Origin of the sequence: Qingrenia yutianensis (genome assembly GCF_014385105.1) — a bacterium.
In the GTDB taxonomy this organism is placed as follows: Bacteria; Bacillota; Clostridia; order UMGS1810; family UMGS1810; genus Qingrenia; species Qingrenia yutianensis.
Genome location: NZ_JACRTE010000007.1, coordinates 53,066 through 68,456, shown reverse-complemented (window position 1 = coordinate 68,456; position 15,391 = coordinate 53,066). Strand labels below are relative to the sequence as shown.

Here is a 15,391-nt window from a genome sequence, read left to right as displayed (position 1 = left end):
ATTAAAATACGCATAAAAATATGTGAAAAGTTTTGAAAGGAACTTTAAAAATGATAGAAATAAAAAATCTTTTTAAGCTTTACGGCACAAAAAGAGCGGTCGATAATATTTCGCTGACCATAGAAAAAGGCGACGTTGTAGGCTTTTTGGGACCCAACGGCGCAGGAAAAACCACAACTATGAACATCATAACGGGATACATATCGTCAACGCTCGGAACGGTTACTGTGGATGGAATTGACATTTCAAAAGAGCCGGACAAGGTGAAGAAAAAAATCGGCTATCTTCCCGAAAAACCGCCTCTTTATCTTGATATGACGGTTGAAGAATACCTTGATTTCGTGTATGAAATCAAGAGTGTTAAACTGCCCAAAAAAGAGCATTTGGCAGAAATTATGGAACTTGTCAAAATCGACGACGTGAAAGACAGACTTATAAAAAACCTTTCCAAAGGATACAGGCAGAGAGTCGGCATTGCGCAGGCGCTTGTCGGCGACCCCGAAATTCTCATCCTGGACGAGCCGACGGTAGGACTCGACCCGAAACAGATTAAAGAAATCCGCAGTGTTATAGCAAAACTCGGCAAAGACAGAACGGTTATCGTAAGCTCGCACATTCTCGCCGAAATCGAGGCAATCTGCAAAAAAGTTATCATCATAAACCGAGGCAAACTTATGGCGCAGGGCACGAAAGAGGAGCTTTCCGAAAAGCTTTCGGCGGCGAATACGCTTTCGGTGCGCATTATGGGAAGCCTGCCCGAAATAAAAGAAGAACTTATGAAAATCGACGGTATAACAAGCGCGGAGGCGGTGTCGAGCACCGAAAACGGCGCGTACGATTTCAAGGTTACGTTTGACGACGGCATTGACGTCAGAAAAGATATGTTTTTCGCATTGTCCGAGGCAGGTATGCCGATTTTGGAATTAAAATCAAACAAGCTTACGCTTGAACAGATTTTCTTAAAACTCACAAGCGAAGAGGCGTTTTTGGCAATGCAGAAAAAGCAGGAGAAAAAACGCGAAAACGCTATAAAAGCAATGGACGCGGCTAAGCCGGAAACCGACGTAACGGCAGAGCCGTCCGAAACGGACGAAACCGAAGAAAAGGGGGAAAATGACGATGACCGCAATATTAAAGCGTGAACTTAAAGAATATTTCTACACACCGATAGGCTACGTTTTTGTGGGATTTTTTATGTTCCTCACGTCGTGGATTTTTTCCTATACAAACATATTTTCGGCAAGCGGAGATTTGTCGTCGCTTTTCGGAAATTTAACCATAGTGTTTATGTTTTTGGTGCCCGTTCTCACAATGAGGCTCATTTCGGAGGAAAAAAATACAAAAACCGACCAGCTTTTGCTCACCGCGCCGATAGGCATATCGAAAATCGTGCTCGGAAAAGTTTTTTCCGCGTTCTGCGTGTTTTTGATTACGCTTGTTCTGTCGCTGGTTTATCCGATAATCGTTTCGATTTACTCAAAACCGCCCGTAAGCGAGCTTTTTGCGGTTTATATCGGCTTTTTCCTTATGGGAATTTCCTATATCTCAATCGGCGTTTTCATATCGTCGCTCACCGAAAATCAAATTATTTCGGCGGTTGCAACCTTTGCAATTCTCTTTGTGCTCAATCTTATTGATATGCTTTCTGCCGTTATCACAAACCCGATAATCACAAAAATTATATCCTACCTCTCCATCACAAACCGTTATGCGGATTTCACCGACGGTATTGTGCGGATTGATTCGGTAATCTATTATTTGAGCGTTTCGGCGCTGTTTGTATTTTTAACCTGCAATCAGCTTGAAAAACGCAGATTTAAAAAGTAGGAGGGAAGGAAATTTTATGAAAAACATACGAACAACTCAAAAAATCACCGCGTCCGCGTCGGCGGTGCTTGTTATAATCGCGATAATCGCGGTAAACGTTCTTTCGGGAATTATCGCGTCCAAAACCGATTTTACCATAGATTTAACGCAGGATAAGGTTTTGCAGTTTTCTCCGCTCACCGAGGAGGTTATAAAAAATCTTAAAGAGGACGTAAACATAATTTCAATCGTCCCCGAAAGCGTTAACGATTCTTACGGCGTTATGTCGTCGCTTCGTATGATACTAAAAAAATACGATACCGAGTCGGACAAAATCAAATACACCGTTGTTGACACGGCGAAAAACCCTGCTTTCACGCAGAAGTACAAGCTTTCCGACGGCTCGGCGATAACGTCCGATTACTATGTTTTTGTTGAAAACGCAAACGACTACCGCGTTGTTGATTTAAACGATATGGTGTCGATGAGCGACAAATACACTTTCCTTTCCGCGGAGCAGAAAATTACCGCGGCGCTTGAAAACCTGACAAGCGGAAAAACCACAAAAATTTATTACACCGAAAATCACGGCGAAAAAATGTATATCTACGGCAGCGGCGAGTTTGCGCTCGGCGACTATATGCCTAAAATTTTCCCCGGCGAATATTTTTCGTATGAGGGCGTAAACCTTATGAATTCCGCCGTTCCCGACGACGCGTCGGCGCTTATGATTTTCGCACCGCAGACCGATTTCACCGACGAGGAAATCGCAAACCTTAACGCGTATCTTTTAAAAGGCGGAAGTGTGATGTTTTTGCCCGACGCGCAAAACGGCATTGCGTCGTTTGAAAAGCTCAACGCATATTTTGCCGAGCGCGGAGTTGCCTATAAAAACGGCATTGCGGCGGACTCAAATTCCGACAACTATTTCAGCCAGAACCCGTTTTATCTCATTGCAAAAACGGCGCAGTTTGCCGACGACGCAAAGCTTGTGTCGGGCGGTGCGCGCGTAGCGTCGCCTTTGTCGCTTGCAATAGAAATCACAAACGAAAACTATGCAAAACCCGTGCTCACCACGTCGGACAAAGGCTTTCTTATGGACGCGCCGAGCGGTCAGACTATTGAAAACGGCACGCAGAACGTTGCCGTTATCAGCGAAATAGGCGAAAAAGGCAAGGTAATGTTTTTTGGCACAAAGGATATTTTCTCGGCTTATTATATGGACGGTTCGGGCTTCGGCAACAAAGATTTTACCAAAAATTCAATAAAATATCTCGCGCAGAACGGCGGTGTAATTTCAATCGGCCCGAAAGATTTGTCGCCGACGTATCTTGACATTCCCGCGTCGCAGGTGAGAATTGTAATTGCGCTTACGGTGGTTGTTCTTCCGCTCATCATTCTTGCGGCAGGATTTTTCGTATGGCGCAAAAGGAGGAGCTTATGATAACCGGAAAAAAGACGATTATCGCGCTTGTCGCCGTTGTTTTGGTGCTTTGCGCAGGCATATATTTTGCGCTCACGTTTAACAAAACGGACGACGAAACCGAAAATACGGGCGAAAGCAATATCGTCACCGCGTTTGAAAAAGACGTTTCGCTTCTTGAGAGCGTGGAAATCACCAACGAAAACGGCACGTTTACGCTGGAAAAATCAGGCGACGAATACATCGCAAACGGCGATAAAGGCATTGAAATCAGCAAAACGCGCGTAAGCTTTTTGTTTGACGAAATCTGCTCGGTGACTGCCGAAAAAGAGGTCGAAAAAAATGCGGAGGATTTGTCGAAATACAGTTTAAACACCCCGAAATGCACCGCGGTTGCGCATTTTTCGGACGGCGACGTCACCTTTAAAACGGGCGGTCAAACGTCCGCGGGTTCGTACTTTTTCTCGGTTGACAGCGACGTTTATATCGTCAGCACGTCAAAGGGCGAACTGTTTGCAAATCCGCTTTCGTATTACAGAAATACAAAAATTTTGAACGTTGACACTGAAAAACTTACGCATATCGCATTTTCGGGCGACAACGACACGGTTACTCTTGTTAAAAACGGCGAGGAATGGAAAATCACCTCCCCCGTCAATGCCGACGCTTATCTCGGCTCGGTGAGCGAAAATATTCTTGCAAAAGCAGGCAACATCAGCATTGCCGATTTTGTTGAGGACAATGCGGAGGATACCGCAAAATACGGATTTTCAAGCGGAAAATACGTTTATTTTGAGGACTCGGACGGCAAAAAACAAAAGATTTTCGTGGGTGCGAAAAACGGCGAAAATTACTACATTATGACGGAAAACAGTAAAAATGTTTACACCGCGCCCTACGATTCGCTTTCGTATATAAATCTTAAGGCGGTGAATTTCACCGACGGTTTTGTGTGCCTTACAAACATAAAAGACATCACGGGACTTGACATTACCGACGTTAAAAACGGCAAAACGTATAAACTCACGATTGAGCGTAACGGCGATAACGAAACGTATAAAAAAGACGGCGTTGAGGTTACAAGCGAGAAATTTAAGGATATGTACCAAAAAATTATCGCGGTAAAATCGGACGATTTCGCGTTCGGCAGAAACGGAAACGAAAAAATATGCGAAATTGTTTACCATATGAACGGCGGCTCGGATTTGCGCGTTGAATTTTTCACGCTGGAGCCGCGCAGACTGCTTGCAAGAGTGAGCGGAAAAGGCGAATATATCGCGGTTTCCGACGACGTTGACTCGGCGCTTGCGGCGGTAAAACAGTAAAACGGAGTTGATAGAATTATGAAAAAACTTCTTTGTGTGCTTCTGATATTTTCTCTTTTGCCGAATTTTGCGTTTGCAGAAAGCCTCGGCGGCGCTGACGCACACGAAATTACGGGGACAATAAAAACAATCCCCTCAAAAACCGAATTTGCAAAGACCCTGGAGGACGATATTCCGAAAATAACTACCGCGGCGGAGGAAACGGTGCCGGACAGTTACAGAAACAAAAGCGGAGTTAAGTCACTCGTTGCAAGTTTCGGAAACAATGCGGAAAAAACCATTGCAACCCTTGCAAACGTAAGCGGAAAAGAAATGCTTATGGAGGGAATTTGGAGAATTGATTTCACCGACGCGCAAAGTGCGGAAAATGCTTTTATAAAGCTTAAAAAAGACGAAAACGCGCGCACGGCTGATTATGACACCGTTCAGGAATTTGACCTCGGCATACCCGAAAATGAGGAGGTTGTCACCGAGGCGGACGAAGGCGGAATATCGCCTGCCGACGCCGAAACGGCTGATTATTACAACGATTATAATCTTTATAAAAACAGCTGGTATCTTGACGATATAAACGCGCCAGACGCCTGGGACGCGCTGAAAGAATACGACGGCGCGGACAAAAACAGTGCGCTCGTCGCGGTTATCGACAGCGGAATTGACACGAAAAATCCCGACCTTGCAGACAGAATTTACAAAAATTCCGCCGGCGAGATGGTAGGTTACAATCTTATAGATAAGTCGCCGTCAAGCTTTGAGGACGATTCACACAACTCATACCACGGCACGCGTGTTGCGTCGGTTATTTCGGCACAGGCGGACAACGGTGTCGGAATATGCGGTGTTTCGGGCGGGTTTGACGTTAAAATTCTGCCCTTAAAGGTGTTTTCAAATAATAACCCGTCGGCATCTGTTCTGATAAGCGCGATAAACAAGGCGGTTGAGCATAAAGCCGACGTTATAAATATGTCGCTCACAAGCTATGCCGAGCAGAACGCGTCGGGTACGGACGGGAAAATCGAAACTATGCAGGAGGCAATCAACAAGGCAACCAAGGCAGGGTGCATTGTGGTTGCGTCGGCAGGAAACTATTATTCAAACTTTCCGCTTTATCCGGCAAGCTACGACAACGTAATTTCGGTGGGGGCATACAATACGCCGCGCGAGAGGGCGGGTTTTTCGCAGTATAACGACTATGTTGACGTCACCGCGCCCGGTCAGAGCATAGTGCTCCCGACTCATTATACAAACGGAAGTTTCAACTGCGTTTCGTCAAGCGGAACGTCGTTTTCCGCGCCGATAGTGTCTGCCGCGGCGGCGCTTTTGAGAATTGCAAATCCCAAAATCAGCGCGGTTCAGGCATCAAACGTCATCAAAAACACGGCAAGCGATTTGGGCAAGAGCGGATACGATTTGTTTTACGGCTTCGGTGCGCTCGACCTTGCGGCGGCGGTAAAAAGCGCCGAGGATGCGTATATTGAAATGACAAGCCTTGAATACAGCAAAAATCTTAATTTAAACGTAGGCGAATATACGCAAATTCAAACGGTAATTCTGCCGAAGAACACGAATAATAAAATTTTGAAATTCGAGTCTGCCGACGAGAGCGTTGCAACTGTGTCAAACAACGGCGTTGTGTTCGGCGTGTCGCCCGGCACGGTTAAAATTTTAATCACAGCCGATTTTGACCCGTCGTTTACAACCGACGCGGACGGAAATCCGTTTTATTGCAGTGTGGTTGTTGCGCCGGGAATTGAGCCGGACGGTAAAATTGAAGAAAATATCGGCAGTGCAACGTTTCCGCGCAATACTTCAAACGGCGAGTTTGCAATGTATGCGGACGGCAAAATCTGGAGCGTCAAAAAGAATACGTCGGGCGAAACGGTTGTAAGTGCGGCGCGGAGTGTGGGTCTGCCTTACGAGTTTTGCGAGTATCTTTGGCAGAACGCAAGCAGTGCAAATGCCGGCGGTTGTACGTATGTTCTTGCGAGAAAATTTGACCATAAATTTTATTATACAGACGGTCCCGAGATGAAAAATGCTTATTACAATCCGGACACCGACGAGTACAATCCGACGTATACCGCGGCTGCGGTTGACGGAAAAAATGCCGTAATATGTTCGTCCACCGGAAATATTACATATATTACTCCGCCGGCAAGTGCACAGGCGCACGCCGGTTTTGAGAATACAAAAATTATAAACGCAGACAAAAAAACCGTTTTTGTCACCGACGCGGTTTACATTCCGCACGAAAAGTGTAAATATTACGCTTTTGTCGGACGTGACACGCAGGGCGCGCAGTATATTTATTTTTCGGAGATGAAAAAGGAGTCCGACGGCAGTTTTAAGTTTTTGCAGGAACCTGCTCCGCCCGCGCTTGCAAGCGGTGAGGAATATGTAAAGCTTTTTGCCGAGGGACAGTATGTGTATCTTCTCACAAACAAGGCGGTTTACCGCGTTAAAACAGGCAGACGGTCGGACGAACCGGCAAGCGGAACATATGTAAAATATGCCGATATAGACGGAAGATTTATTAAAAATATCAGCGTTATCACAATCGGCAGTGAAAGGTGTCTTGTCGGCTTCGGAGGCGGAAACACGCTTTATCTCATAGCGGAGGGCGGAACGTATTCGCCCGTCAAAACCTATGACGCGCCCCTTTCGCACGTTATGGAATTTAACGGCGGTCTGCTCACGGTTGCCGGCGGAATTTTGCGCAGTGAAAACATAAACGTCAACGCGGCGCAGAACAAAAGCTACGACGCACGCCTTTGCACGTACGGCGTGAATGTGCTCGACAAAAACAAAAAACTTGTTTCCGAGCCTCCCGTTGACGGAAAATTCACGGTTGAATATTATATCGAGAGCATTGACAGAATAATATTTGAAAACGGCGTTAATACCAATGACAACGCGCAGAATAAACTCCCCGTTTCGGTTGTTTTCTCGGTTTACGATAAGGATAACGGCGAGCTTAAAGATGTCCGCGTAAATAACTTTATGCTTGATTATTTCTATGTTAATTCGGCATTTAATGCAGGCGCGAATTTGCGGTGCGAGGAGGAATTTAACCTCGGTTCGGGCGATTACAGCGTGAAGGTTATGACATTTATGGGCAATAATTTCTATTGGCCCGAAAAAAACAATCCCGCCACAACTCTCGGCGTGTTCGCGGAAGCACTGAAACAATAGAGAATAGCACAAAAGGCACTTGCAAAAGCAAGTGCCTTTTAAATTTACAAAAACTTCATAATCAGCGCCGTTATGCCGAAAATAACAAGCGCGCCGACGGCAAACGGGAAAATCCGCCGTTTGTCTTTTTTATATAAATTTTCACTTTTTAACGCAAACGCGTTTACAATTTCCTCCGCCTGCGAAATTATATCGGCGGTTTTGCGCTGTTTTGCGCTGTTCTTTTTGCTTTTCGGTACATTAAATTTCCCGAAATCCGCTTGATTGTTAAACGGCATATTTTATCCTCCCGTAACATATAATTACATAATTTTCTATATAATTATAATAACCAAATTTTTACTATTTATACTTTTTCAGCTAACCAGCGCGCACAAAACCGTCATATCGTCTTTTGGTGCGCCGTTTTGTTTATTAAGCGCCGATTTTAAAATCGTCTGCGCAAGCTCTTTTGCGTCGGAGCCGTCCGCATCTTTTATCGCCGAGATGAGTTTTTCCTCGCTTTCAAACGCGTCGGAAACCCCGTCGGTAAGCATAATCACAGCGCTTTGACGGTTAAGATTTTTCACGCACGCTTTCTTTTCAACGTTCATCAGAATGCCGACGGGCAGTGACGAAAATTCCACTTTTTCCACATTTTTGCCGTTTTTAATGTAGCTTGCCGAACCGCCGACTTTTATAAAATGCGCAATTCCGCGTTCCATATCAACGGCGCAAAGGTCGAGCGTAGCAAAAATTTCGGAGTTGCTTTTGAGCATAAGCGCCGAGTTTATGATGTTGAGCGCCGCCCCTGCGTCAAAGCCCGCCTCGAAAAACCGCTTTAACAGGCTGACAGCGCTTGTGCTCATATTTGATGCATTCTCGCCCGAGCCCATTCCGTCGCTCACTGCGAGCATATGCCCTCCGCAAAGCGGTACCGACACGCACGCGTCACCGCAGATTTCCTCGCCGTCTTTGGGTATTGACGCCGACGCCGACGTGACCGAATATTTCATTGACGGATAGAATTTAATCATCATATCGCCGTTGTCGCTCAAAATTCTGCCGAGGCGCACCTTTTTGCACAAAACCTCCTCCACGCTCTCTTTCACTGCCGAAATCTCGGCATTTCCTTTAAGGCAGACGGTAATTTCAAAATTGTCATTCTTCATTCCCGTCACCGCCCACACGTATTTTGAGCTGATACCGCGCTTGTCAAGCGCAACTTTAATTTCGCTCTGCGTGGACGGGTCTATGGCAATGTCCGTGGTGTCGAGCGTGCTTTTGATTATTTTTGACAAGTCTTTAAGCTGCATTGCCGCGGCGTTTTTGCTCTCAACAATTTTGCCCTTCCAGAATTTTGACATCGAAAAAAGCTCGTACATATTGTTGAATGCAGTGCAAAATTCCTCCTGACGGACGCACGTTTCTTTGAAACCGTCGGGAAGCTGTTTTTCAAGAATTTTTCCGTTCAGTTTGGCGATTGAAAACATTTTCAGCATATGCTGATAGGTGGTCTGATAGTTGTGCTGCCAGCAGTTGAAACGCATCGAGCAGTCGGCGCACACCTTTTTCGACGCGGTGTCAAAAAACGCGATAAGGTCTTTTTTCTCCAGGTCGGCGCTCACCTTTTCCGACGTAAAATACATATTCGCAAGATGCTCGAGCGACATTGCCATTGCGTAAATTTTGGATTTCACCACCGTTTTAAACTGCGCTGCGCGCGCTTTTTCGTTTACGTCCGCCGCCGAAATTTTGCCCGAAAACGCATATGCAGCGTCAAAAACCTTGTTCGGCAGAGCAAAAAGAAGAAGTACAGCGGCTAAAATTTCGTAAATGCTTATAAGCACCTCGCCCGACGAGTTTAGAAATATTGTTATCACGGTGTTTGCGAGGATAAACCCGAGGCTCACGCCGATTTTGCCGTAATTTTTGAAAAATCCGGCAACCATAGACGAAAACGCAAACGCGCCCACCGTCGCGCTCAAATTGAAATTGTTCATACCGCCGGCAACTCCGCAAATTACGCCGATTGCCGCGCCTATTCCCATTTCACCGCTTTTGTCGGTGACGAGAATTAAAAGTATGCACAAAATGTTGCTCAATCTTATGCCGAAAACAGGCGGAATACGCGAAAATGCAAACACGCAAACGGCGAAAAATGCGGTTATGCACACAAATTCGTCCTGCGACACGGCGGTGCGTTTTTTGTATTCTTTAATCAGCGGAAGCGCCTTGTCCAGCACGAAAACGCCCACAAATGCGACGAACGCTTCGGTTACGCACAGCACCAAATCGTACAAAAGAAACGAGTCGAAATACGCCGCGGCGACGCCCGACAAAAGCAAAAGCGAGCTCATCACTCCTGCCTTTGCGCTTGTCCGTTTCAGCGGAAACGTGAGGTTTACCGCGGTAAAAATCAGCATCGGCGCTATGTATTTTATGCCCTGTTTAAATCCGAGCGACATTACCGCGGACACGGCAAGGGTCAAAAATTTCAAAACGGTGTTTTGCGAAAATTCTCCGCTTGCATAAAATGACGCGCAAAACGGTATACAACTGCCGAAAACTGTTGAAAACGAGCAGAGCGCGCCGAAAATTACGGTTAAAATTTCGTCCCTGTGCGGTGAAAATTCCTTTGCCGACGGGAAATTTAACCGCAGTGCTTTTGCGGACGTTAAAAAATTTAGTTTTTGCATATTTATTCCTCCTTGGTAGCCTTGCTTTATTATAATGGAAAAATTGCAAAAAAATATGTCAAAAAAAGGGCGCAAAACGATATAATCTTTCGCCCTTTTTTGGCATAAAACAAGGAGAAAACGCAAAAAACAATGATAAAATTCAAAAAAATTCAAATGCCGTGCGCAAATTTTGTAATTTCAAAAAGAAACGGCGCGGTTTTGCACGACGGCATAACAAGCGAAATTTCGTACAGCGACGCGGTGATAAGGCGCACGTCCGCGTTGTATTCCGACAGCGGGTCGAGAATGTTTTTAATGATAAACTCTGTGTTGTCGAGGTTTGCGCCGAGAAGTGAAATTTTTGAATTTTCGCCGTATACGGCGGTTAAAATGCCCTTTTCCGCGCCCGTGATTTTTAGAATTTTGGGAATTGCATCTTCGCTCACCGCAAGCATAATACCGCCGTCAGAGTGCGTCGCGCCCATCATAAGCAGGCGGATTTTGTTCTCGGCGAGCGTGTTTATGACGGTGTACGCAAGGTGAGGCATTTTTCGAGGCGGTAAAAGCGCGGCAAGCGCCACGTTGTCGGTGACGGTGATTTTGTTTATTACCGTTGTTTCCATATTAACCTCCCGTTTTGATTTTTGTTTGCTGACGATTTGTGATTGACAACATTTTTTGTTTGTTAATATTTCGCAAATCGTAGGGAAAGATGTCCGCATCGTCCCGTTTTGTTTGCCCAATCGTCCGTTCTAATTTTCCGCAAAAAAAGAACCGCTCATTTGAGCGGTTCTCATTGGTATTTTTCAAAAATTTACATATTCATAATGTCTTGCATATTGTATAATCCGGCGCTTTTGCCCGACAAAAATTTTGCCGCTTTGATGCTGCCGAGCGCGAAAATCTCCTTGCTCGCAGCTTTGTGTGTGATTTCCACAACCTCGTCATTGCCGGCAAAAATAACGGTGTGCTCGCCGACAATATTTCCTCCGCGCACCGAATGTAAACCGATTTCGTTTTTATCACGCTTTTTGCGCACCGAATGACGGTCGTAAACGTATTCGGGCGTTTCGTCAAGCTCCTTTTTAATCTCATCCGCAATCATCAGCGCCGTTCCGCTGGGCGCGTCGATTTTCTGATTATGGTGCTTTTCGATGATTTCAATATCAAAATTGCCCTGCAAAACTCTTGCCGCCTGACGTGCAAGCGCAGTGATGAGATTTACGCCGATCGACATATTCGCCGTGTAAAAAACGGGAATTTTTTTCGCCGCGTCAAATATTTTTTCGGTCTGCGCACCGTCAAAACCTGTTGTGGCAATCACCGCCGAAACGTTGTTTTTCGTGCAGTAACAAAGCACTTTTTCAAGGTTTGCCGGGTGCGAAAAATCTATCACAACATTTGCCGGAACGGTTATTTTGTCAAAATCGTCAAAAACGGGATAATCGAAATTTTTCTCGGTGTTTATGTCAAATCCGGCAACGATTTTCACCGTTCCGCCGTCTTTGACGGCGTTTGAAATAACCTTTCCCATTTTGCCGTTGCAGCCGCTTAAAATAACGTTAATCATTTGTAAAAACTCCTGTTATTTAACTAATTTTATACCGTAATTTACAAGCGCCCGACGCAGATATTTCTCGTTTTCGGGCGAGATTTCGCAAAGCGGAAGTCTTAAAGTGTCGGTATTGTAGCCCATAAGGCTCATAGCTTTTTTTACGGGAATGGGGTTGACTTCGCAGAAAAGTGCGTCGATAACCTCCATTGCCTCAAGCTGAAGTTTCATAGCGCCCTCGGTGTCTTTGTCGAGGAATTTTTGGCACATATCGTGCGTTTTTTTCGGCTCGATGTTTGCAAGCACCGAAATAACGCCCAGTCCGCCCACCGACATAATGGGGATAATCTGGTCGTCGTTGCCCGAATAAATAACCATATCGGGGCATTTTGCCGCCATATGCGCAACCTGTGTGATGTTTCCGCTCGCTTCTTTTATGCCGATGATGTTTTCAACTTTCGACAGCTCCAAAAGCGTGTCGGGCTTGATGTTAAGCCCTGTTCTCGACGGAACGTTGTATAAAATAAGCGGAATTTTAACGGAATTTGCAAGCGCCGTAAAATGCTTTACAAGTCCGCGCTGTGTTGTTTTGTTGTAGTAAGGCGTAACTGTCAAAAGTCCGTCAACGCCGAGTTTTTCCGCGGCTTTGCAAAGGTTTATGCCGTGCGCGGTGTCGTTGCTTCCCGTGCCTGCAATAACGGGTATTCTGCCGTTAACCTTTTTAACCGTATAGTCGATAACCGACAAATGCTCGCTGTCGGGCATTGCCGCGCTTTCGCCCGTCGTACCGCAGATGATTATTGCGTCGGTTTCGTTTTCTATCTGAAATTCCAGAATTTTTCCGAGTTCTTCAAAATCTATTGAGCCGTCTTTTGCAAACGGAGTTATAATGGCAACTCCCGAGCCGGTGAAAATCGGTTTTTTCACTTAAAACCCCTCCATTAAAATTAAAATTTATTTATTTTCCCACTGCTCGATAAGCTTTTGAGCAATCTGAACCGCGTTTGTCGCCGCGCCTTTTCTTATGTTGTCGGCAACAACCCAGAGGTTTACGCCCGACTCAACGCTTTCGTCGCGTCTTATTCTGCCGACAAACGTTTCGTTTTTGCCTGCCGCGTCGAGCGCGAGAGGATAAACGTCGTGCTCAACGTCGTCCTGAACGACAACGCCGGGTGCGTTTTCAAGCGTTTTGCGCAAATCGTCCAAATCAAACTGATTGTAAAATTCAACGTTGATAGACTCGGAGTGACTGTTAAACACAGGCACGCGAACGGTTGTCGCGGTGATTTTTATGCTTTGGTCGCCGAGAATTTTGCGTGTTTCGTTGACCATTTTCATTTCTTCTTTGGTGTAACCGTTGGGAAGAAATACGTCTATATGAGGCAGACAGTTTCCGGCAATCTGATGCGGAAATTTCTTGGGAGCCTCGCCTTTTAAGCCGTTTTCAAGGTCTTTGTAGCCGGCAAGACCCGCGCCCGACACTGCCTGATATGTGGAGTAAACCACACGTTTGATTTTATATTTGTCGTGCAAAGGTTTTAACGCAACCATTGCCTGAATTGTGGAGCAGTTGGGGTTTGCGATAATGCCCTTGTTCCATTTAATATCGTCGGGGTTAACCTCGGGAACAACCAGCGGAACATTGTCGTCCATTCTCCACGCGCTGGAATTATCTATAACAACACAGCCTTTTTTTGCGGCGATAGGTGCAAATTTTTCGCTTGTCGAACCGCCTGCCGAGAAAAGCGCAATGTCAAAGCCTTCGTCAAACGAGGTTTCGGTAAGCTCTTTTACAACGTAATCTTTGCCCATAAAGGTGAGATGTGTGCCTGCCGAGCGAGCCGACGAGAAAAGTGTGTAGCTTTCAGCCGGAAGCTTTACTTCTTCAAGCACTTTTAAGAACGTTCTGCCTACCATACCCGTTGCGCCGACAACTGCGATTTTGTACTTTTTCATAATTTTTAAACACCTCTTGAAATTGTATTAAAAAATCTTATATGTCTTTAGCATATCATACCATTTTAAAGAAGATAAGTCAACATTTATATTAAAATTTTGTGAAAATGCTTGACTTATTTTGCGTATTATTTTATGCTTAATATATATTGCATATTATCGGAAATTAAATTTTTACATAAATTGAAGGTGTTAGTTTTGAAAAAAATCGTATGTTTGATATGCTTTGTCATAATTTTTATATCCTTTTCTACCATATGCTATGCGTCAAACGGCGCGTTTGACACAATAAAACTCGGATTGTTTTTCGGACAAACCGCAAAAAACAGCGTCAACCTTTCGTGTGACGGCGGTTTTTTTGTGGGATACGAGCAAAACGGCGAATTTATTCAAACAATGGCGGTTGAGCTTCCGTCGGTGAGAGCGTTTGTAAACGGCGACGGTCAAATTGAAATCGAAGGCGTTTCGGCGTTTGAGGGAGATATGACAATAAAGCCGGGCGCGGGATTTTTGAAAATCGAGGGCAATGCCTACCGCGGTGACTGTCAGCTTGTTTTGAAGGACGGAAAAATGACGGTTATAAATAAACTTCCCACCGAGGAATATTTGTATTCGGTTCTCGGCAAGGAGATGAGCCCGTCCTGGCCTATCGAGGCACTCAAGGCACAGGCAATATGTGCGCGCACATATGCGGTGCGCAACTGGAATAAGTTTTCGTCCTACGGATTTAACCTCTGCACCACCACAGTAAGCCAGGTTTACGGCGGAATTGCAACCGAATCGGAGCGCACGATAGACGCGGTAAATCAGACGCGCGGTCAGCTTTTGAAATACAACGGTCAGGTTGCCGAGGCGCTTTTCTTCGCGTCGGACGGCGGTTATACCGCGGACGCAAAATACGTTTGGGGCGGAAGTGTGCCTTATCTCACCGCGAAAGAGGACCCCTACGAGGTCAATTCAACCGCGTCGTACGGAACGTGGACGGTGACGCTTTCTGCGGAGGAGGTTGCGCAGAAACTGCTTGACAGGAGCATAAATATAGGAAGAATTAAAAACGTAAGAGTGACGGGCGAGGACAATCACACCGTTTACGAGGTTGAAATTATCGGCGACAACGGAACATACAGTGTCAAAAACGACAGCGTACGTACCGTTTTCGGATTGAAAAGCCAGTATTTTACCATAGATGCAAAGGGCGGAAATTCGGGAACTATCGCGGAAAACTGGAGTTTGTTCAGAAAAAATGCGTATGAATATTATGTAAACGGCGATTTCGGCATTTTTGCCGACGGTCTGCCGTCCGCAGGAAGTTTTACGTTCAGCGGGCGCGGATACGGCCACAGGGTCGGAATGAGCCAGTGCGGTGCGCGCGATATGGCGCTTATGGGCTTCAGCGCGTACAAAATTCTCGATTTTTACTATACGGGTACGGTGGTTGAATAATAAACTGCGTATTCCGATATATTTGAAAGGAACT

12 protein-coding genes are annotated in these 15,391 nt (G+C 45.6%); 6 read left to right on the top strand and 6 right to left on the bottom strand.

Annotation, left to right across the window (positions count from 1 at the left end):
* Positions 1 to 50 precede the first annotated feature (50 nt).
* Genes H8706_RS07430 through H8706_RS07410 form a run of 5 tightly spaced genes read left to right on the top strand, consistent with a single transcriptional unit; the run spans position 51 to position 7,746 of the window.
* Positions 51 to 1,142 carry an ABC transporter ATP-binding protein gene (locus H8706_RS07430; protein WP_262432118.1) on the top strand — a complete coding sequence of 364 codons (1,092 nt, stop codon included), beginning with the start codon at positions 51 to 53 and terminating at the stop codon, positions 1,140 to 1,142.
* Positions 1,120 to 1,827: an ABC transporter permease gene (locus H8706_RS07425; protein ID WP_178348661.1), complete on the top strand. Its 708-nt coding sequence runs from the start codon at positions 1,120 to 1,122 to the stop codon at positions 1,825 to 1,827. Before H8706_RS07430 ends, H8706_RS07425 begins: the two co-directional genes overlap by 23 nt.
* A gap of 16 nt (positions 1,828 to 1,843) precedes the next feature.
* A complete protein-coding gene (locus H8706_RS07420) occupies positions 1,844 to 3,250 on the top strand; it encodes a GldG family protein (protein WP_262432117.1) in 1,407 nt (468 codons plus the stop codon).
* The gene (locus tag H8706_RS07415; RefSeq protein WP_262432116.1) at positions 3,247 to 4,554 is read left to right on the top strand and encodes a DUF4340 domain-containing protein; all 1,308 of its coding nucleotides are present in this window, start codon (positions 3,247 to 3,249) and stop codon (positions 4,552 to 4,554) included. The genes H8706_RS07420 and H8706_RS07415 overlap by 4 nt, the downstream gene beginning before the upstream one ends.
* An 18-nt stretch (positions 4,555 to 4,572) precedes the next feature.
* Positions 4,573 to 7,746 (top strand): S8 family peptidase, encoded by a 3,174-nt coding sequence (locus tag H8706_RS07410; protein WP_262432115.1) that lies wholly within the window; start codon positions 4,573 to 4,575, stop codon positions 7,744 to 7,746.
* A 44-nt stretch (positions 7,747 to 7,790) separates the two neighbouring features.
* Here the strand turns inward: H8706_RS07410 and H8706_RS07405 are convergent, their stop codons facing one another.
* The 6 genes from H8706_RS07405 to H8706_RS07380 all read right to left on the bottom strand — a co-directional run bounded on the left by H8706_RS07405 (position 7,791) and on the right by H8706_RS07380 (position 13,914).
* Positions 7,791 to 8,024 carry a hypothetical protein gene (locus tag H8706_RS07405; RefSeq protein ID WP_262432114.1) on the bottom strand — a complete coding sequence of 78 codons (234 nt, stop codon included), beginning with the start codon at positions 8,022 to 8,024 and terminating at the stop codon, positions 7,791 to 7,793.
* 78 nt (positions 8,025 to 8,102) lie between these two features.
* On the bottom strand, positions 8,103 to 10,424 hold the full coding sequence (locus tag H8706_RS07400; protein WP_178348656.1) for a SpoIIE family protein phosphatase: 2,322 nt from the start codon (positions 10,422 to 10,424) through the stop codon (positions 8,103 to 8,105).
* 152 nt (positions 10,425 to 10,576) lie between these two features.
* Positions 10,577 to 11,029 (bottom strand): hypothetical protein, encoded by a 453-nt coding sequence (locus H8706_RS07395; RefSeq protein ID WP_262432113.1) that lies wholly within the window; start codon positions 11,027 to 11,029, stop codon positions 10,577 to 10,579.
* A gap of 191 nt (positions 11,030 to 11,220) precedes the next feature.
* Complete coding sequence (gene dapB / locus H8706_RS07390; RefSeq protein ID WP_262432112.1) at positions 11,221 to 11,976, bottom strand: 4-hydroxy-tetrahydrodipicolinate reductase; 756 nt, start codon at positions 11,974 to 11,976, stop codon at positions 11,221 to 11,223.
* A gap of 15 nt (positions 11,977 to 11,991) precedes the next feature.
* A complete protein-coding gene (dapA, locus tag H8706_RS07385) occupies positions 11,992 to 12,885 on the bottom strand; it encodes a 4-hydroxy-tetrahydrodipicolinate synthase (RefSeq protein WP_178348653.1) in 894 nt (297 codons plus the stop codon).
* Positions 12,886 to 12,912: 27 nt separating this feature from the next.
* Entirely contained in the window at positions 12,913 to 13,914 is a 1,002-nt protein-coding gene (locus tag H8706_RS07380; protein ID WP_178348652.1) for an aspartate-semialdehyde dehydrogenase, read from the bottom strand.
* A 198-nt stretch (positions 13,915 to 14,112) separates the two neighbouring features.
* Between H8706_RS07380 and H8706_RS07375 the strand changes: the two genes are divergently transcribed.
* Entirely contained in the window at positions 14,113 to 15,357 is a 1,245-nt protein-coding gene (locus H8706_RS07375) for a SpoIID/LytB domain-containing protein (protein ID WP_262432111.1), read from the top strand.
* Positions 15,358 to 15,391 lie beyond the last annotated feature (34 nt).

Bases quoted from the DNA above. Each gene is read 5' to 3' on its own strand.
- H8706_RS07405 (WP_262432114.1), bottom strand. From the start codon at position 8,024: ATGCCGTTTAACAATCAAGCGGATTTCGGGAAATTTAATGTACCGAAA.
- H8706_RS07425 (WP_178348661.1), top strand. From the start codon at position 1,120: ATGACCGCAATATTAAAGCGTGAACTTAAAGAATATTTCTACACACCG.
- H8706_RS07400 (WP_178348656.1), bottom strand. From the start codon at position 10,424: ATGCAAAAACTAAATTTTTTAACGTCCGCAAAAGCACTGCGGTTAAAT.
- H8706_RS07395 (WP_262432113.1), bottom strand. From the start codon at position 11,029: ATGGAAACAACGGTAATAAACAAAATCACCGTCACCGACAACGTGGCG.
- dapB (WP_262432112.1), bottom strand. From the start codon at position 11,976: ATGATTAACGTTATTTTAAGCGGCTGCAACGGCAAAATGGGAAAGGTT.
- H8706_RS07380 (WP_178348652.1), bottom strand. From the start codon at position 13,914: ATGAAAAAGTACAAAATCGCAGTTGTCGGCGCAACGGGTATGGTAGGC.
- H8706_RS07420 (WP_262432117.1), top strand. From the start codon at position 1,844: ATGAAAAACATACGAACAACTCAAAAAATCACCGCGTCCGCGTCGGCG.
- H8706_RS07410 (WP_262432115.1), top strand. From the start codon at position 4,573: ATGAAAAAACTTCTTTGTGTGCTTCTGATATTTTCTCTTTTGCCGAAT.
- H8706_RS07415 (WP_262432116.1), top strand. From the start codon at position 3,247: ATGATAACCGGAAAAAAGACGATTATCGCGCTTGTCGCCGTTGTTTTG.
- H8706_RS07430 (WP_262432118.1), top strand. From the start codon at position 51: ATGATAGAAATAAAAAATCTTTTTAAGCTTTACGGCACAAAAAGAGCG.